A 19,137-nucleotide genomic window follows, 5' to 3' on the forward strand; every position below is an offset into this window, starting at 1 on the left:
ACCCCTTAAAATAACGTCTTGTAGCCAAATTAGAAAAAGGACTTACCCGTATGGCCGGCCATTCGAAATGGGCCAATATTCAGCACCGCAAAGGTCGTCAGGACGAAAAACGCGGCAAGATTTGGACCAAACTCATCAAAGAAATTACCGTAGCCGCTAAATTAGGTGGTGGTGACCTCACCGCAAACCCACGTTTACGCCTGGCAATTGATAAGGCTAAAGATGCCAATATGCCCAACGACAACGTACAAAGAGCGATTCAACGCGGCACTGGCTCGCTTGAGGGCGTGAACTACGAAGAGATTCGCTATGAGGGCTATGGCATTAATGGCGCAGCCATCATTGTGGATTGCCTTACCGATAACCGCACTCGCACCGTTGCAGAGGTTCGCCATGCTTTTAATAAAAATGGCGGCAATATGGGCACCGAGGGTTCTGTTGCATTCCTTTTTAAACATTGCGGACAAATGTTATTTGCACCAGGCACTAATGAAGATCAACTTATGGAAGTTGCTTTGGACTCTGGCGCAGAAGATGTCATTACCCATGATGACGGATCACTAGAGGTGTTAACACCGGTGCCAGATTTTTCAAGGGTGCAGGACGCCATCACCAAGGCGGGTCTTAAACCTGAATTAGCAACCGTTGCAATGCGGCCCGAGACGGAGATCGCCTTGGAGGGCGATCAAGCCGAGAGTATGCAGAAATTATTGGATGCGCTTGAGAACTTGGATGACGTTCAAGAAGTATTTACAAACGCCGCACTTTAATTTTTGAAACCCATTACTTTGAATGTCTTTTGATTGCTTCATTTAAATATTAGATAGCTTGTTATGAAAATTCTACTTATTGGATCTGGCGGACGTGAACATGCACTAGCTTGGAAGTTAGCTCAATCACCGCAAGTACAAACGGTGTATGTTTCCCCTGGTAATGGTGGCACAGCCACAGCCAAACAAACTGCTGCTGGTATCGAGAATCTGCCGATCACTGGCTTGCAGGAACTTGCCGATTTTGCCAAGCGCGAGAAGATACATTTAACCGTTGTTGGACCTGAAGCCCCACTTGCGGCAGGTATCGTCGATGTGTTCCGCAATAATGGTCTCCGCATCTTTGGACCAACACAATTAGCGGCGCAATTAGAGTCTTCTAAAGACTTCTCTAAAGCCTTTATGAAACGTCATGGTATTCCAACAGCGGATTACCAAACATTCTCCAATGCGCTCGAGGCACATGCCTATATTGATGCCAAAGGCGCACCGATTGTGATTAAGGCTGATGGCCTCGCTGCCGGCAAAGGTGTTGTAGTGGCAATGAGCCTAGAAGAGGCGCATGCTGCCGTTGACATGATGTTAGCGGACAACAAACTCGGCAATGCAGGCGCTCGCGTTGTGATTGAAGAATTCCTGACGGGTGAAGAAGCGAGCTTCATTGTTTTGGTTGATGGTAAAAATGTTTTGGCCTTGGCAACCAGTCAAGATCACAAGCGCTTACTCGATGCCGACCAAGGACCAAATACCGGTGGCATGGGTGCATACTCCCCTGCTCCAGTGGTTACTCCAGAAATCCATGCGCGCGCATTACGTGAAGTGATCATGCCGACAGTTCAAGGGATGAAGGTAGATGGCATTCCATATACGGGCTTCCTATATGCAGGCCTGATGATCGCCCCTGATGGCAAAATCAAGACTTTAGAATTTAACTGCCGTATGGGTGACCCAGAAACCCAACCCATCATGGCCCGCTTACGTAGCGATCTGGTTAATGCATTGGATCTTGCGGTTGATGGCACGCTCAATGAGGTTGAGTTGGAATGGGATCGCCGCACTGCGCTTGGAGTTGTACTTGCTGCCCATAACTACCCAGACACCCCTCGTGCTGGAGATGTGATTACAGGCATTCCTGCGGATACTGAAGACCAAATTACGTTCCATGCCGGCACTAAATTACAAGACGGCAAGATAGTCACCTCGGGTGGACGTGTCATGTGCATTGTTGGACTTGCGGATACCGTCCGTGGCGCTCAACAAAAAGCCTATGAAGCAATCCGTCATATTCAGTTCGATGGCATGCAATATCGAAAAGATATTGGTTATCGCGCTATTAAGTAAATTTAATTAGGCTAGAATACCCTTGTCAGATCAGCATACCCAAATCGATATTAATGCCTTAAAGGAATATTTTTTAGGCTTGCAAGATCGCATTACGAATGCCATGGGTGCTTTAGATGGCAAGGCCTTTGTTGCCGACGAATGGCATAAACCAGAAGATAGCAAACTCAAGGGTTATGGTCGCACCTGCATTTTGGACGGCGGCAATATTCTTGAAAAGGGTGGCGTAGGCTTCTCACATGTTCGCGGCGATCAAATGCCGCCCTCAGCATCACATCATCGGCCAGAGGTAGCAGGACGCAGCTTTGAAGCAATGGGTGTTTCCTTGGTATTTCACCCTAACAACCCTAAAGTTCCCACCACCCATATGAATGTGCGCTGTTTTATTGCGCAAGCGCCTGGCAAAGAGCCTGTATGGTGGTTTGGTGGCGGCTTTGACCTCACCCCCTACTACGGCGTGGATGAGGACTGCAAACACTTTCATCAAACCGCTAAAGATGCTTTAGATCCATTTGGTGAGGAGCTCTATCCTCGCTTTAAGAAATGGTGTGATGAATATTTCTACTTAAAGCATCGTGAGGAACCGCGCGGTATTGGTGGCGTTTTCTTTGATGACTTTAACGAGCTCGGATTTGAAAAGAGCTTTGCAATGACGCGCGCAGTTGGTGATGCATTTATTGACGCCTACCTACCAATCGTCAAGCGTCGCTATCAAGAAAACTTTACGGCAGATGAAAAGTCTTTCCAGGAATATCGTCGTGGTCGTTATGTGGAATACAACCTCATATTTGATCGTGGCACTATCTTTGGTTTGCACTCAGGCGGACGTACCGAATCTATTCTGATGTCAATGCCACCGGTGGTCCAGTGGCGTTACAACTGGCAGCCAAAGCCTGGAACACCTGAGGCCAAGCTCTACGACTACTACCTTAAGCCACGCGATTGGCTAGCCTGAGCACCTTTCATTGAGCACGACTAAAAAAATTGGCATTCTTGGGGGCACGTTTGATCCCCCTCATATTGGTCACCTGAGGTTGGCGACACACTTTGCCAAAGCGCTGCACTTAGATGCACTATTACTCGTTCCTAGCGGCGAACCATGGCAAAAAGGAATAGACATCACTCCAGCAGAAACGCGTTTGCAGTTAACTGAGGCTGCTGGTATTGATTTAGCTCGTGCGTTTTTATATCTCAAGATTGCCACTCAAGTAGGCATTGATCGCATGGAGATTGATCGCACCGGTCCAAGTTATGCAATAGATACTGTGAAGGCATTACGTGAGCGCTTTGGAGTAGAGGCGAGTCTGACCTGGCTAATGGGAGCAGATTCCCTTGTTGCGCTACCCAGCTGGAACTCGTGGGAAAAACTAAGTCAATACGTCAATTTCGCGGTTGCCTCTAGACCGCATCATAATTTAACGATGGAAGTGAGTTCTGAGCTTGGTCAATTTTTACAGAAGCATCAAACAAGTGATGTTGCCGCTCTTGAAATTACCCCTTCAGGCCTCATATACATCGATGAAAGCCTGAATATTGATTTGTCCTCTACTGAACTAAGAGATCGCCTCAAGTCTAGCTCCCGAAGCACTATCGCGACCGAGCAAATACCAACCCACACCCTGGAAATCATCACAAATCTGGGCTTGTACCAGTAAGCAAGCTAAGATCACTCTTAATAGAAAAAATTATTGCCTGGAAAATATGGACTTACGTAAATTACAACGCGTCGTGATTGACGCCCTTGAAGACGTCAAAGCACAAGATATTCGCGTGTACGACACCACCAAATTGAGCGAACTGTTTGATCGCGTGATCATCGCCACAGGCTCAAGCAATCGTCAAACCCGTTCCTTGGCAATGTCTGTCAAAGAAGAGGTAAATGCCAAAGGGGGTGAAGTGATCTCCATCGAGGGCCTGGAAACTGGCGAATGGGTGTTAGTTGACTGCGGCGATATCGTCGTACATATTTTGCAGCCAATGCTACGCTCTTACTATCAGTTGGAAGGTATGTGGGGTGCAAAACCTGTACGTGTGAAACTGGCTGGCGGCAAAGGTCTTGCCAAAGCCAGTGAAGCTGAAGACGACGACGAATAATTTCGCGCTTATCTGCAGCGATGCGCCTCACGATAGTTTCAGTTGGTCATAAGATGCCTGATTGGGTTGCAACAGCAACCCATGACTACATTAAGCGAATGCCTGCAGATTGCAGCATCGAAATCAAAGAGATTAAACCCGACCTCACTCCGGCCAAAGAAGCCGTCAAAATTGCGGCAGCCATTCCAAAGGGCTCCAGAGTCATTGCATTAGATGAACGCGGCAAAGACCAAACCACCCAGAATCTAGCCACCCAGCTGGCAAGCTGGCGCCAAGAAGGCTTTGACATCACTTTCCTGATTGGCGGCGCAGATGGATTGGATGCGAGTCTGAAGACCAATGCGCAAGCAATGTGGCGACTTTCTAGCCTGACCCTGCCACATGCTATGGCTAGAGTATTGTTAGTTGAGCAACTCTATCGAGCTTGGACTATTCTCCAAGGCCACCCTTACCATCGTGAGTAAGTGAACAAATCCAATGTATTCATTCATTTATCTCGCTTCGCAAAGCCCTCGCCGCCAAGAACTCTTAAAACAAATTGGTGTTCGCTTTGAAATGCTTTTACCTGATCCAGATGAGGATAGCGAAAGTATTGAAACACCCCTTCCTCAAGAAAAAGCCCGTGACTACGTAGAGCGCGTTACTTTAGCAAAGAGCGCAGTGGCACTTGCTCGTTGGCAAAAAAGTGATTTACCTTGGGCCCCCATACTTTGTGCTGACACTACTGTTAGCTTACCCAATAGTCCTGATGGTGAAATTCTGGGAAAACCAGTCGATGCAATAGATGCGGCACGTATTCTGAGCATGCTCAGCGGCAAAAATCATGAAGTATTAACTGCCGTAGCCATTACAGTGAGCCCAACCCAAAAACCAATCCTGCTGCTTCAGATATCGAACGTGCAATTTGCTGAGCTCACTCCAGAGCAAATTGATGCCTATATTGCCAGTGGCGAGCCTTTTGGTAAAGCTGGGGCCTATGGCATTCAGGGTTTAGGGGGTACTTTTATTCCATCTATCGAAGGTAGCTATAGCGGTATCATGGGATTACCCGTTTGCGAAACCAATCAACTACTGGAAATTGCCGGCCTGACTCGCGTATGAATGAAGAAATACTGATCAATATCACTCCGCAAGAAACGCGTGTTGCTTTAATTCAGCAAGGGGCGGTACAGGAGCTGCAAATTGAACGCACCCGCCAACGCGGCATTGTCGGCAATATCTATTTAGCTAAAGTTGTGCGTGTGTTACCCGGCATGCAATCCGCATTTATCGAGATTGGACTTGAGCGCACTGCGTTTATGCACGTTGCCGATATCACCCAAAATAACCCGCAAGCACAAATTGAGAAATTACTATTTGAAGGTCAAACCCTACTGGTACAAGTACTCAAAGATCCATTAGGCACAAAAGGTGCGCGCTTAACAACGCAATTGAGTATTGCTGGACGCAACTTGGTGTACCTACCTCCCGCAGGCAGCGATACCGCAACCGAAAAATACATTGGCGTCTCACAACGCATCGATCAACCTGAAGAGCGTGAGGCGATTAAGTCTCGCCTTGCCAGTCTCATGGCTGAGGATGAAAAAGGCGGCATTATTGTCCGTACAAGTGCCCAAGATGCCTCAGATACCGAGCTGCAGCATGACATGCTTTACCTGCGTACCACTTGGGAGAACATCCATGCAGCTATGAAGCACAAGCCAGCACCTACCCTGCTTTATCAAGACCTCAGCTTAGCTGAACGGGTATTACGCGATGTTGCCGGCGAAGAGACGACCCAGATCCGCGTAGATTCTGCTGAGAACTTTGAGAAGCTCAAAGCCTTTACCAGTGCTTACATGCCCAATCTATTGGGTAAATTAACATTACACCGTGGTGAGCGCGCCCTCTTTGATTTATTTGATGTTGATGCCGAGATTAATAAAGCCCTTGGCCGCAGAGTAGACCTCAAGTCGGGCGGCTATCTGATGATTGATCAGACCGAGTCTATGACCACGATCGATGTAAATACAGGTAGCTACGTAGGCGCACGCAATCTCGATGACACGGTCTTTAAAACCAATCTGGAAGCAGCTCAGGCAATTGCTCGTCAACTCCGTTTACGAAATCTTGGTGGAATTATCATCATCGACTTCATCGATATGGTTGGCAAGGATCATCAAGAGTCAGTGTTACATGAACTCAATCGTAATCTGGAACGAGATCATGCGCGCACTTCAGTGAGCGACTTTTCTGCTTTAGGTTTAGTTGAAATGACCCGCAAGCGCACTCGCGAATCACTGGCCCACATCACCTGCGAGCCTTGCACTACCTGCCTTGGCAAGGGTGAGATTAAAACTGCCCAAACGGTTTGTTACGAAATTCTACGAGAGATTGTGCGAGAGCATCGCCAATTTAACCCAAGAGAATTTAGAATTGTGGCCTCTCCAGATGTCATCGATCTCTTCCTGGAGGAAGAGAATCAATTCTTGGCACAATTAGGTGATTTCATCGGCAAGCCAATTACTCTTCAGGCAGAAGGTAGCTTCCGCCAAGAGCAATACGATATTGTTCTTAGCTAATCAATCTTAACTTTCACTAATTTATTTAAGCGTTTGAGAACTGAATGCGATGCAAGTTCGCATACAAGCCATCTTGCTTAATTAAATCTGCGTGAGAGCCATTTTCGACAATATTGCCATGTTCTAAAACAACAATACGATTGGCATGTTCGATGGTTGATAGTCGATGTGCAATTACCAAGGTAGTTCTGTTAGCCATCAATCGATCTAGAGCATCCTGAACCTGGCGTTCGGATTCTGAATCTAAGGCAGAAGTAGCCTCATCCAGGATGAGAATCGGTGCATCTTTGTAGATAGCGCGGGCAATCGCCAAACGCTGGCGCTGGCCACCGGATAAGCGATTGCCGTTGTCACCAATCATTGAATCAATCCCCTCTGGCAACTCTTTAATGAGCGCAGTCAGATTTGCTGCCTCTAACGCTTCCATAACGCGACCACGATCAACCCCCTGTTGATCATTGGCACCATAAGCTACATTGGCAGCAATCGTATCGTTAAAGAGAATGACATCCTGACTCACAAAGGCAATCTGGCGACGAACATCAGCCAACACAATATTTTCTAAAGGAACGTCATCCAGATAAATTTGGCCACTTGTGGGCTTAAAGAATCTTGGCAACAAATTGACTAAGGTTGATTTTCCGCCGCCCGAAGGGCCCACAAATGCAACTACCTCACCAGGCTGGATCGTGAGATTAATGTCACTCAGAGCATCCTTGCGATCACCCTCTTGCTCATACGAAAACCCAACATTCTCAAAACGAATGCCACCCTTAGTTTTGCCTAAAGGGGTCATATTCAATTTACGATCTTCATTTTCTTCAAATGGCTGATCCATTAGCCCAAAGATCATTTCTGCAGCTGTCAAACCGCGCTGTAAGGGTTGATTGATATCGGCCAAGTGCTTTAACGGCGAAATTACTAACATCATGGCGGTAATAAATGCAGCAAAACCACCGACAGTAGTACCCTCGGTGGCCGATTGCATTAAAGCAATCACCAGCACTACCGATAAGGCCATAGAGGCGATCAGTTGGGTGATGGGCTGATTTAAGCCACCAGCTACCGCTGACTTCAAGGCAAACTGACGTAAGCGTTCTGCCTTTTGTTTGAAGCGCGTCATTTCATATTCTTCAGCACCGTGCACTTTAACAATCTTATAGCCAGCTGCTGCTTCCTCAACAATGTAAGCAAGATCACTTGTAAGTGTTTGCTGCTCTCGATTGAGCGACCTTAAGCGGCGATTAATTTTGCTCATGATGAATGCGATCACCGGAAAAATAATCAAGACTACTAAGGTCAATTGCCAATTGAGGTAGATTAAGTAGCCAATGAGTCCAACTACCGTTAACGAATCGCGCACCAAACTTATCAACATATTGCCCATGATGCTTAGGACATTATTAACTTCAAAAACTACAGCATTAATTAAGTTTGATGCAGAATTTTTTTGAAAAAAGGTGGTGCTGGCATGCAAGAGCGTCTGAAACATTTGCTCACGCAATTTAAGAAGCACAGCGTTAATGACTCTTGTTAACAAATAGTTCGACAGAAACTGAGCCAAACTGCGAACCAAGGCTAAGCCGACCAAAAATACAGGCACTTGCCAGAGCTTGCTATTCAGTTGCCCTGTAAACCCCCGATCCAGTAAAGGCTTCATCAAGGCGGGGATAGAGGTTTCGGCGCCGGCCACTAAAGCCATGGCCAAAAGTGATCCAATAATCAAGCCGTAATGGGGCTTGAGGTAGGTTATTAAGCGATTTAGGGCGGTACGGTCTTGAGCATTCATATAATGAATTATGCCCACCTTATCCGTCATACTCATCACCCGCAATGAAGAGGCCAATTTGGACGATTGTCTGGCCTCCCTGGAGGGGATTGCCCAGCAGATTGTGGTCGTTGATACCAATAGCTCTGACCGAACCCTGGAAATAGCCCAAAGCTATGGGGCGACCATATCCCAGCCATCGGACTGGCCTGGTTTTGGACCCCAGAAAAACCGCGCTTTAGACCTAGCGACCAGCGAATGGGTGCTCTCCTTAGATGCCGATGAAAGACTGACCCCCGCCCTTAAATCAGATATTCTGACGGCAATGCATCATAGCGCCCATGTGGACTGTTTTGCGATCCCAAGACTCTCTTGGTATTGCGGACGATTCATCCGCCATTCTGGCTGGAGCCCCGATTATGTTGATCGTTTATTTAAGCGTGGAACAGCCCGCTTTTCAGACGACCTTGTCCATGAACGCCTCATCCCCAATGGCCAAGTTGCCAAACTAGAAAATCCTATGTTGCATTACAGCTTCATGAACTATTCACAAGTTCTGCAGAAGCTTGATCGCTACTCCACTGCATCAGCAGAACAGGCATTTGCTAAAGGTAAAACCAGCAGCCCCCTTAAAGCAGTACTTCATGGGGCTTGGGCTTTTTTTCGGACTTACATCCTGCGCGCTGGATTTTTAGATGGTCCTCAAGGATTTGCCCTGGCGATATCCAACGGGCAAGGCACCTACTACCGCTACATCAAGCTGTGGCATCTGAATCAGGAAGTCGGTAAATGATTTCAGTTTTGCTGGCCACTTATAACTGGCCTCAAGCGCTCAAGTTGTGCCTAGAATCGCTAGCCACTCAAACCGATCAGAACTTTGAAATCATCGTTGCCGATGATGGCTCCACTGAAAGCACAAAACACGTCATTGATTCTTTTCAAGGCTCACTCCCTACTGCCATCCAACATCTATGGCAAGAAGATCAAGGCTTTCGGAAAACCAAAATTTTGAACCAAGCAATTGCCGCTGCCCATGGTGACTATTTAGTATTTCTAGATGGCGATTGCATCGTGCAACCGGACTTTGTCGCACAGCATCGCAAGTTGGCACAAAAAGGTTATCTCGTCACCGGCAGCCGAGTCCTCTTAAATCAAAGCCTTACTCAAGATCTACTCTCCTGGTCACGATGGAGCTTTCCAAATTTCTGCAGCAACTTATTAAGCAAGCGTTTCAGTGGTGGCATCAATAAATACTGGCCACTCAAGATCAAATTAGGCGATGGCCATTGGCGCCATTACAAAAAGTTTGTCTGGCGCCGCATCAAGGGTTGCAATATGGCCTGCTGGAAGGCTGACGCTGAAGCCATTAATGGCTTTGATGAGACTATGACAGGCTGGGGTCATGAAGATGCAGATTTTGTCTTTCGCCTTCAGCATCACGGCATTCGCCGCAAATCTGGGTCATGGTCCACCGAAGTCTTCCATCTTTTTCACAAAATCCATGATCAAAGCTACGCTGCTGAAAATGCACGACGTGTGCGTGAAAAGATTATGGCTAAAGCCTTGTAAGAATTGATTTAATGAGCAACTTCTCCAAACTCAAGCCCAAAAAAGTATTATTCATTGCCACGCGGCAAATTGGTGACGTCTTGGTAACAACACCCCTGATTAGCAAGGCCAGAGAGCTCTGGCCTAATGCGGAGTTTCATTTCTTAGGGTATCGCGGCAAACTAGAGATGCTGCACGGCAATTCGAACATTGCCGAAGTAATTGAAACTTCTGACCGACCTGGTTTTGGTGAATATCTCACCCTCTTTAATCGCCTCTTCCAACGCTATGACTTAGCGATCGTGACACAGCCCAGTGACCGCGCCTATCTGTACGGATTGGTGGCAGCCTTTAGAAGGGTTGGTGTTCTCGGCGGTCACCCACAAGGCAAAGATGCAGAAGATCAAGGCAAGCGCAGTAAGAGTGAAAAGCAAAACGCCTGGAAGAAATTCATCTGCATGCACACCGTCGATGTCGATTACTTCAAACAACATGTCATTACAGAAAAGCTGCGCTTACTAGAAGTCTTCTTTAAAAACCGTGCCGAACTTTTTACTAAACCAATTTCCGTTACCCCGCCGACTGGAGAACCCCTAACACCTGCCATCGCCAGCGAACTCAGACAACCATATGTCGTAGTGCATCCAGGCCCGCTGACTGCCTATAAGCGCTGGCCGCTGGCACATTGGCAAAAGCTCATTGATTGGCTTGTAGAGCAAGGCTTTCAAGTAGTGTTAAGTGCTTCGCCAGCCAAGCAAGATATACAACTCAATCACGACATCATTTCTTTACTAGATGATCAAAGTAAAAAACAAGTTATCAACGCTGCCGGCAAATTATCGATTCCACAGGCAGGCGCTTTAATTCGTGGTGCGGCTTTATATATTGGCGTAGATACCTCGATTACCCATTTAGCCGCTGCTTGCAATACCCCAACCATCACACTCTTTGGCGCAACGCCACCAACCAATTTTGGTCCATGGCCAAATGACTTTATTGGCGAGCAGCCTTTTCATTTGCGTGATCGCACGCAGACTGTTGGCAATGTCACTATTCTGCAAGGTCCTGGGCAATGCGTACCCTGCCGTAAGGCAGGTTGCTTAGATAAAGCGGATAGTTATAGCGAGTGCTTAGATTTACTGGAGCCTCAGCAAGTCATCGAGGCTATTCAGAGAGTGTTGTCGAGCTAAGGCTATCAGTACCACTGCGTCAAGATGCCTGCTTAGTGGTATTGAACCTGCACAGAATCTTTTTGCTTTGACGCCAAAATCTGATTCAGGCCATGCAAGCAAGCGTCATCTGGATAGATGCGCAACTCTTCCGGGAACTGCATTAGACAGGCTCCACCACTAGTTGTAACGGCTGCAGTCAACATTAAACCCTTCATGCCATCATTCGACCCGGGCGTAGCTGGTGTGGAAGCGCCTAACTTGGGATCACGGACGCGGTTGGCCATTAGATAAGGATTAATTTGGCTACGGAGCATCTTAATATCAATCGCATTATCGATACAGACATGAACATTGCGCGCAAAACGCATGCGAGCACCCGTAATATCCATGACTGCCTCAGAAACAATACGCATGCCGCCTGAAAACTTATCAGGGGTCACATTTACCTTGGCGACCAATAGTTCATCTTCTTTGAGCCATGAACGATTGGGCTCATAAACTTCACTATACAAGGTGACTTCAAGTGCTGCAGTGCCATCATCGATGGTTGCAATCATCATGCGTCCACGTTGACCAGTCAGCATCCGCGCTGAAGTAATGATGCCGGCAATCAGTTGATCCTTGCCCTCAGTCACTTTAGACAAAGGCTGGCGAATAAAGTGAGAAGTCTCATCGCGATAAGCATCAAACATATGTCCTGTTAAGCAAAGACCCAAAGCGGTCTTCTCTTCTTGCAGCCGTTTTTTCTCAGACCAAACTGGCTCACGCACTAACTCCGGAAGATGGCGATTCTCTTCGCCGGCCACCTCAAACAAACTTACTTGATGAATTGATGCTTCTGCTTGCTCAGCAGCTTCAATCGCCCTAGCTAATGAAGCAAGCAAAGTTGAGCGAATGTCATAGAGGTTTCCACCCGCAGGAACCGAATCGCGATAAAGACTATCAAATGCACCAGCACGCATTAGGGCTTCGATAGCGCGGCGGTTAACCTGCCTACGGTCTACTCGTGCGCAGAAATCAAACAAGTCCTTAAATGGTCCACCAGTTTCACGCGCTTTAACAATTGACTCAATAGCAGCCTCACCTGTGCCACGCACCGCACCCAAGCCATAACGTATATGGCTGATCGGAGAATCCGGTGCTGCATCAGGTGCGCGCAGCGGCGTAAACTCATAAACACCGGTATTGATATCCGGCGAGAAAACTCGAATGTTATTTGCTAAACAATCGTCATACAGAATCTTCACTTTATCAGTGTCATCCATTGCGAGCGATAAGTTGGCTGCCATAAATTCAGCTGGGTAATACGCTTTGAGCCAAGCCGTTTGATAAGCTAAGAGTGCGTATGCAGCAGCGTGGGACTTATTAAATCCATAACCTGCAAAGCGCTCCATCAAGTCATAGATCTCATTTGCTTTTGACTCTGAAATACCACCAGCTTTAGCGCCATCACTAAAGATTTTGCGATGCTGCGCCATTTCTTCTGGCTTTTTCTTACCCATCGCGCGACGGAGCATGTCAGCGCCACCAAGCGAGTAACCGCCGATCATCTGCGCCATCTGCATCACCTGCTCTTGGTAGACCATGATGCCGTAAGTCTCACGCAGGACTGGCTCAATACGCGGATCGGGATACTCTACTTTTTGACGCCCATGCTTACGCTCAATAAAGTCTGGGATCAAGTCCATCGGACCTGGACGATACAAAGCCACCAAAGCAATAATGTCCTCAAAGCGGTCGGGCTTAGCCTCACGAAGCATGCCTTGCATGCCACGGCTTTCTAGCTGAAATACGGCAACCGTATTGGCGCGCTTAAGGACATCAAAGGCTTTCTCATCATCGAGCGGAATCTCACCAATATTCCAGTCTCTGCGATCCGCGTGTAAGGCTTTAATCCAACGCTCTGCAGCAGCAAGGATGGTAAGCGTGGTCAAGCCTAAGAAGTCGAACTTCACCAAACCAATCGCCTCTACGTCATCCTTGTCGAACTGACTAATAACGGAGCTACTGTCTTGATCTTTGCTTTCTTGAGTGTAAAGTGGACAGAAATCAGTGAGACGTCCTGGCGCTATCAATACGCCACCAGCATGCATGCCGACGTTACGAGTCATACCCTCTAATTGCTGAGCCAAGGAGAGTAATTGACGCACTTCATCTTCATTCTTCTCACGTTCAGCTAATTGCTTCTCTTCCTTCTTGGCCATTTCAATGGTCATGTACTGACCTGGCTTATTGGGCACCAGCTTAGCGATGCCGTCGACGAAGTTATAGCCTTGCTCAAGTACGCGTCCCACGTCTCGAATAGCTGCTCTGGCAGCCATGGTTCCAAAGGTTGCAATCTGACTGACCGCATCTTTGCCGTACTTATCCTTTACATACTGAATCACCCGGTCGCGACCGTGCTGACAGAAGTCAATATCGAAGTCGGGCATCGATACCCGCTCTGGATTGAGAAAGCGCTCAAAGAGAAGGTTGTAGCGCAATGGATCCAAATCGGTAATACCAAGCGAGTACGCTACTAAAGAGCCGGCGCCAGAGCCGCGACCAGGGCCAACCGGGACACCATTATTTTTTGCCCAGTTAATGAAGTCTGCAACGATTAAGAAGTAGCCTGGGAAACCCATTTGAGAAATCGTTTTAACCTCGAACACCAAACGTTCGTGATAACGCGCCATTTCTTTTTTGCGCTCTTCTGGATCGGGAAAGTTGCGCTCCATGTGGCGCTCTAAACCGACTTCAGATTGAGCGAGCAAATATTCATCGAGCGTAATTCCGGGTGGTGTCGGAAAGTCTGGCAAACGCGGTTGACCCAAAACCAAGGAAAGGTTGCAACGCTTGGCAATTTCTACTGAGTTCGCCAAAGCCACTGGCAAATCTGCAAAACGCTTTTCCACTTCCTCCTGGGTCAGGAAATACTGCTCTTCATTAAACTTTTTAGCGCGGCGTGGATTGCCAAGTAACTCCCCCTCGGCAATACAAACACGGGCTTCGTGCGCCGTAAAGTCACTTCTCTGCATGAACTGCACTGGATGTGTTGCGACTACTGGTAAATCGAGCTCATTTGCTAAGTGGCAAGCAAGTTGCAGTTGCTTTTCGTCCTGAGGATTGCCGCCCCGTTGCACTTCGATATAAAAAGACTTTGGAAACAGCTTTTCATAGCGTCTGGCAACAATCTTAGCTTGATCGTCTTGACCAGCAAGCAATGCTGCGCCAACTTCACCCATGCGGGCACCAGAGAGCGCAATGAGTCCATAAGATAAGGTCCGCTTAGCGGCTTTATCCTCTGCCTTAGCAGCGGGCTCACTAAACCAAGCGGAATCGACTTCAGCCCGACCACGGGATTGGTTATCAAGCGATGCTCTACTGAGCAGTTCACACAAATTAAGATAGCCAGAATGGTTTTGCACCAAGAGCAACAAGCGATGAGGTTGCTCCGGATCCTGAGGATTGCTGATCCAAACATCAGCACCAGCAATCGGCTTAATACCGCTAGAGCGGGCAGTCGTATAAAAACGCACTAAACCAAATAAATTGCTTAAATCGGTGATGGCCAAGGCACCCATCTCATCTTTGACCGCTGCTGCAACGGCATCATCAATACGAACGACTCCATCCGTAATCGAAAACTCGGAATGGACGCGAAGATGAACAAAACGGGGTGAAGCCATGAGATGATTTTAGCTGTGTCGACATCCAAAAACCTTCCATCCCCAGCCAGCGGCTATCGCGGGCGATTTGCCCCGTCGCCTACCGGCCCACTGCATGCAGGCTCCCTAGTGGCTGCTCTCGGAAGTTGGCTGGATGCCCGTAAAAATAGGGGTAAATGGCTGCTCAGAATTGAAGATTTGGACACCCCCCGCTGTATCCCAGAGGCCACCCAGCAAATACAGGCGCAATTACTCTCCTGCGGGCTCACTTGGGATGAGGGGATCATCTACCAATCCCAACGCCAAGAGGCTTACCAGAGTGCTTTAGATCGTTTAAATGATCTCAAATGCCTGTACGCCTGCACCTGCTCACGTCAAACGATAGCCAACACCTTAGCTAGTCTTGGGATTGAGACCCCCCGCAACCAAGAAATGGTCTATCCAGGCACCTGCCGCCCTGCTGAATTAATAGGCAACCCGATTCAAGCTTTTGGGGATGGGAATAAGGCTTGGCGTATTGCCCTCCCTAAAAATTGCCTTATTCAATTTAGGGATTTAGCTCTGGGGATGCAAAGCCAAAACCTCAATACAGAAGTGGGTGATTTTGTCTTGCGAAGAAGCGATGGTTTATTTACCTACCAACTAGCCGTTGTAGTCGATGATGCTGAGCAAGGCATCACACACATTGTTCGCGGCCAGGATTTGTTAAGCAATACTGCAAGGCAAATTTACCTGCAAGAAGTATTAGGTTATCAAAGGCCAGAGTATCTGCATCTTCCTCTTGTTCTTGATGAGCATGGCGAAAAACTCAGCAAGCAAACTCTAGCCACGCAAATCAACACCCGAGATGAAAGGCACTCGCTATTGGAGTTGCGTAAAGCTGCTAAACATCTGGGACTGCAGGACCTGCCTGATGGTGTGAATACTACGATTGCAGAGTGGCTGTTAGCGGCCACCCATGCATGGAAAAACTAACGAACTTAGCTTTTCTTTTTTATTGCTTGCTTCTCTGTTTCTTGTTTTTTCTTGCTTCTTTGTTTCTTATTTTTTTGTTTCTTGCTTTTTTATTTCTTTTTAAAACCACCAAGCAAAGCGCCAACAGCAGGCTTAGCAGGGGTGATTCCAACCTTTTTCTCTTCAGGCTTTACAGTATCCGCAGAAGATAGAGGCGCCGTTGAAGGCTCGTAAGGTTTGTAGAAGAACGGGTCTGATACTTTGGTTGATGTGCCTGGAGATGATGAGCGACTATGCGAAGGCTCTCCTGCTGGTAAAGGCTGCACATCCAACTTGCGCTTCATCAGCTTTTCAATATCGTCGAGCAAACGTTTCTCACTAGCATCGACCAAAGCAATCGCATCACCTTTGCTGCCGGCACGTCCAGTTCGGCCAATACGATGAATAAAGTCTTCTGCGTTGAAGGGTAATTCGTGATTAATTACACAAGGCATATCTGGAATATCTAAACCACGTGCAGCTACATCAGTTGCTACCAAAGCTTCAATCGCGCCCGACTTAAATGCGTCCAAAGTTAAAGTGCGTTCACCCTGACTCTTGTCACCATGTATCGCACCCGCTTTAATGCCATCGCGCTCTAAGGCGCGCGCTAACTTTGCGCAACCTAAACGACTATTGGTAAAGATGATGCATTGGCGGGATAAGCCTGCACGCGTGCGTGCTTCTAACACCTTCACAATCGCGCGTTGCTTATCTGCAGCAGAAACCATATGCACTACTTGCTTCACGGTATCTGCAGCAGCATTTTGGCGTGCTACCTCGACTGTCACTGGCGTGCGCAAATAGCTTTGTGCCAGCTTTTTAATTTCTGGGGAGAAAGTAGCAGAGAACAATAAAGTCTGTCTTTGGACTGGAATCAAATTGATGATGCGCTGTAGATCAGGCAAGAAGCCCATATCCAGCATGCGGTCGGCCTCATCCAGCACCAAAATCTCTACCTGCGAGAGATTAGCCACCTTTGAACCAATGTGATCCAGCAAACGACCTGGAGTGGCGATCAAGATCTCTACACCATTGCGCAGTATCGCAACTTGTTCTTTCATATCCACACCGCCGTAGACCACTGCAGCGCGCAGATCAGTGTGCTTTGAATAGCTCGCAGCGTTTTCAGCTACCTGCACCGCCAGCTCACGCGTTGGAGTGAGCACTAGGGCACGAATAGGATGACGCGCTGGTGAAGCGCTATTGCTTGCGTGACGCAGAATCTTTTGAATGATCGGCAATACAAAGGCTGCTGTTTTACCAGTGCCCGTTTGCGCTGCGCCCATCAAATCACTTCCAGCCAATACATGTGGAATGGATTGCGCTTGAATCGGAGTTGGGGTGTTGTAACCCTGCTCCAGAACCGCTTTTTGAATTTTCGGGTCTAAACCAAAGTCAGCAAAAGTAATTGTTGCTGTGGGGGCAACACTAGGGGCAGCATCGCTAACCCCTGTAGATGAATTTATATCAGTAGCAGTATTTGTCAAGGTAACTTACAGAATGGCCGCAATGCCAGCCTTAGCGGTCTCAGCATCCTCGGTCGATTTAACGCCGGAAACGCCGACTGCGCCGATGGTAAACCCATTTACCTCGATATTGACGCCACCCTCCAACATGCCTGAAATATGTGGGGCAGATAAGAAAGAAGTGCGGCCGTTATTAATAATTTCTTCATAGACACGGCTCTCGCGTTTACCCATTGCAGCAGTACGTGCTTTTTCTTGAGCAATGTAAGCGGATACAGGAGCACAACCATCACGACGAATTAAACCCAACATATGACCGCCATCATCACAAACGGCAATCGTCACTGCCCAATTGTTAGCGGCAGCGTGTTTGTTTGCTGCATCCAAAATCTTTTGAACATCAGCTTGAGTTAAGTAAGGTTTAGTAGCAGTCATGTTTAATCTTTCTGTCTCGAATATGGTGTCTTTAATGCATGCACTTCTATATAAGTACTTGAATTATAAGGGGTGTAGCGTGACTCCTGATGCGGAATCAGGCCCCACCCCGATTAATGCGCTTTTGTGTTGCCCTAAGTCCTTCTTATTTAAGGAACTCTTGGGCTGCCACTACGCCGCTGGCCTTCGGTTTGTAGCCCATAGAACCCAGACTCATCTCTACCCCACTGAGGGCAGCCATCAAGCTGAGTTCATTACAGTCGCCTAAGTGACCGATGCGGAATGCCTTACCTTTGATTTTTCCAAGGCCGGTACCCAGTGAGAGATTGAATTTTTCTAATGCATGCTTGCGCAATACATCGGCATCCATCCCTTCTGGTGTTGCAATACACGTGAGCACTGGTGAATAGCAATTTTCATCTTGACATTGAATTTCTAGACCCCAAGCTTTCACTGCCTCACGACAAGCCGCAGCCAAGCATTGATGGCGCGCGAAGATCGTATCCAATCCTTCAGCCATCATCATGTCCATCGCTTCATGCAAACCATACATTAAATTGGTACTTGGCGTTGTGGGCCAGTAGCCGTTTTTATTGGACTCCAAAATTTCATCCCATGCCCAATATGATTTAGGAAATGTGTTGCGCTTGCTTGCCTCAATAGCTCTTGGAGATAAGGCATTAAAACCAATTCCTGGCGGCAACATCAAGCCTTTTTGTGAACCCGAAATGGTGACGTCAGCGCCCCACTTGTCATGCTCATAATCCGCTGAACCCAAGCCAGATACACTATCCACGAGCAATAAGGCTGGATGCTTTAAGGAATCAATCGCTTTACGCACGGCGGCGATATTAGATGTCACACCAGTAGAAGTTTCGTTATGAACAACGCACACTGCCTTGATCTCATGGCCGGTGTCTTTGCGTAAACGCTCTTCAATCACAGAGGCATCAACACCCCAACGCCAAGAGTCTTGCCCTGGTTTGCCAACCACCTCTACATCCAAGCCAAGGCGTTTAGCAAGTGCACGCCACAAGTTCGCAAACTGGCCTGTTTCGTAGAACAGCACTTTGTCACCAGGATTGAGAACATTGACTAATGCGCCCTCCCAAGAACCCGTTCCAGAGGCAGAATAAATAATCACAGGTTGCTCAGTTTTAAAAATCTTTTTGATGCCTTCCAATACCTTCAAGCCAAATGCACCAAACTCAGGGCCACGGTGGTCAATGGTTTGATAGCTTATTGCGCGCAGTACGCGTGGTGGAACAGGGCTTGGGCCTGGAATATGTAAAAAATGGCGTCCTGATGCGTGGTTATCAAGTTTCAACATGCTTTGTCT

At 47.7% G+C, this 19,137-nt stretch carries 16 protein-coding genes and 1 pseudogene; 12 read left to right on the forward strand and 5 right to left on the reverse strand.

Annotation, left to right across the window (positions count from 1 at the left end; all coding sequences use genetic code 11):
• Nucleotides 1-50: 50 nt before the first annotated feature.
• The 8 genes and pseudogenes from ICV36_RS06535 to rng all read left to right on the forward strand — a co-directional run bounded on the left by ICV36_RS06535 (nt 51) and on the right by rng (nt 6,766).
• Nucleotides 51-770, forward strand: a complete 720-nt coding sequence (locus ICV36_RS06535) for a YebC/PmpR family DNA-binding transcriptional regulator (RefSeq protein WP_215399907.1) — start codon at nt 51-53, stop codon at nt 768-770.
• Nucleotides 771-833: 63 nt separating this feature from the next.
• The gene (gene purD, locus ICV36_RS06540; protein ID WP_215399908.1) at nt 834-2,111 is read left to right on the forward strand and encodes a phosphoribosylamine--glycine ligase; all 1,278 of its coding nucleotides are present in this window, start codon (nt 834-836) and stop codon (nt 2,109-2,111) included.
• A gap of 43 nt (nt 2,112-2,154) precedes the next feature.
• Nucleotides 2,155-3,066, forward strand: coding sequence for an oxygen-dependent coproporphyrinogen oxidase (hemF, locus tag ICV36_RS06545; RefSeq protein ID WP_215401591.1), 912 nt, complete (start codon nt 2,155-2,157; stop codon nt 3,064-3,066).
• A 10-nt stretch (nt 3,067-3,076) separates the two neighbouring features.
• The gene (locus tag ICV36_RS06550) at nt 3,077-3,766 is read left to right on the forward strand and encodes a nicotinate-nucleotide adenylyltransferase (RefSeq protein ID WP_215399909.1); all 690 of its coding nucleotides are present in this window, start codon (nt 3,077-3,079) and stop codon (nt 3,764-3,766) included.
• Nucleotides 3,767-3,812: 46 nt separating this feature from the next.
• A pseudogene (rsfS, locus tag ICV36_RS06555) lies at nt 3,813-4,202 on the forward strand (ribosome silencing factor); the annotation flags it as partial.
• Between the two features lie 23 nt (nt 4,203-4,225).
• Nucleotides 4,226-4,669 (forward strand): 23S rRNA (pseudouridine(1915)-N(3))-methyltransferase RlmH, encoded by a 444-nt coding sequence (gene rlmH / locus ICV36_RS06560; protein ID WP_215399912.1) that lies wholly within the window; start codon nt 4,226-4,228, stop codon nt 4,667-4,669.
• Between the two features lie 13 nt (nt 4,670-4,682).
• A complete protein-coding gene (locus tag ICV36_RS06565; RefSeq protein ID WP_215399913.1) occupies nt 4,683-5,306 on the forward strand; it encodes a nucleoside triphosphate pyrophosphatase in 624 nt (207 codons plus the stop codon).
• Nucleotides 5,303-6,766, forward strand: a complete 1,464-nt coding sequence (rng, locus tag ICV36_RS06570; RefSeq protein WP_215399914.1) for a ribonuclease G — start codon at nt 5,303-5,305, stop codon at nt 6,764-6,766. The genes ICV36_RS06565 and rng overlap by 4 nt, the downstream gene beginning before the upstream one ends.
• Before the next feature lie 25 nt (nt 6,767-6,791).
• On the opposite strand, the gene msbA is transcribed toward rng, so the two are convergent.
• Nucleotides 6,792-8,555 (reverse strand): lipid A export permease/ATP-binding protein MsbA, encoded by a 1,764-nt coding sequence (gene msbA, locus ICV36_RS06575; protein ID WP_215399916.1) that lies wholly within the window; start codon nt 8,553-8,555, stop codon nt 6,792-6,794.
• A gap of 10 nt (nt 8,556-8,565) precedes the next feature.
• Here msbA and ICV36_RS06580 point away from each other — a divergent pair, with 10 nt between their 5' ends.
• Genes ICV36_RS06580 through ICV36_RS06590 form a run of 3 tightly spaced genes read left to right on the forward strand, consistent with a single transcriptional unit; the run spans nt 8,566 to nt 11,272 of the window.
• Nucleotides 8,566-9,327 (forward strand): glycosyltransferase family 2 protein, encoded by a 762-nt coding sequence (locus tag ICV36_RS06580; protein WP_215399917.1) that lies wholly within the window; start codon nt 8,566-8,568, stop codon nt 9,325-9,327.
• On the forward strand, nt 9,324-10,103 hold the full coding sequence (locus tag ICV36_RS06585; protein ID WP_215399918.1) for a glycosyltransferase family 2 protein: 780 nt from the start codon (nt 9,324-9,326) through the stop codon (nt 10,101-10,103). The genes ICV36_RS06580 and ICV36_RS06585 overlap by 4 nt, the downstream gene beginning before the upstream one ends.
• 11 nt (nt 10,104-10,114) lie before the next feature.
• The gene (locus ICV36_RS06590) at nt 10,115-11,272 is read left to right on the forward strand and encodes a glycosyltransferase family 9 protein (RefSeq protein ID WP_215399919.1); all 1,158 of its coding nucleotides are present in this window, start codon (nt 10,115-10,117) and stop codon (nt 11,270-11,272) included.
• A 32-nt stretch (nt 11,273-11,304) separates the two neighbouring features.
• Here ICV36_RS06590 and dnaE read toward each other — a convergent pair whose 3' ends face one another.
• Complete coding sequence (gene dnaE, locus ICV36_RS06595; protein WP_215399920.1) at nt 11,305-14,922, reverse strand: DNA polymerase III subunit alpha; 3,618 nt, start codon at nt 14,920-14,922, stop codon at nt 11,305-11,307.
• Nucleotides 14,923-14,925: 3 nt separating this feature from the next.
• Here dnaE and gluQRS point away from each other — a divergent pair, with 3 nt between their 5' ends.
• On the forward strand, nt 14,926-15,876 hold the full coding sequence (gene gluQRS, locus ICV36_RS06600; protein WP_215399921.1) for a tRNA glutamyl-Q(34) synthetase GluQRS: 951 nt from the start codon (nt 14,926-14,928) through the stop codon (nt 15,874-15,876).
• 89 nt (nt 15,877-15,965) lie between these two features.
• On the opposite strand, the gene ICV36_RS06605 is transcribed toward gluQRS, so the two are convergent.
• From ICV36_RS06605 to ICV36_RS06615, 3 genes are all read right to left on the reverse strand, one after another.
• The gene (locus tag ICV36_RS06605; protein ID WP_215399922.1) at nt 15,966-17,384 is read right to left on the reverse strand and encodes a DEAD/DEAH box helicase; all 1,419 of its coding nucleotides are present in this window, start codon (nt 17,382-17,384) and stop codon (nt 15,966-15,968) included.
• A 6-nt stretch (nt 17,385-17,390) separates the two neighbouring features.
• Entirely contained in the window at nt 17,391-17,798 is a 408-nt protein-coding gene (locus tag ICV36_RS06610; protein ID WP_215399923.1) for a heme-binding protein, read from the reverse strand.
• A 145-nt stretch (nt 17,799-17,943) separates the two neighbouring features.
• Nucleotides 17,944-19,128, reverse strand: coding sequence for an alanine--glyoxylate aminotransferase family protein (locus ICV36_RS06615; protein ID WP_215399924.1), 1,185 nt, complete (start codon nt 19,126-19,128; stop codon nt 17,944-17,946).
• Nucleotides 19,129-19,137 lie beyond the last annotated feature (9 nt).

This window comes from Polynucleobacter sp. MWH-UH35A (assembly GCF_018687075.1).
GTDB lineage: Bacteria > Pseudomonadota > Gammaproteobacteria > Burkholderiales > Burkholderiaceae > Polynucleobacter.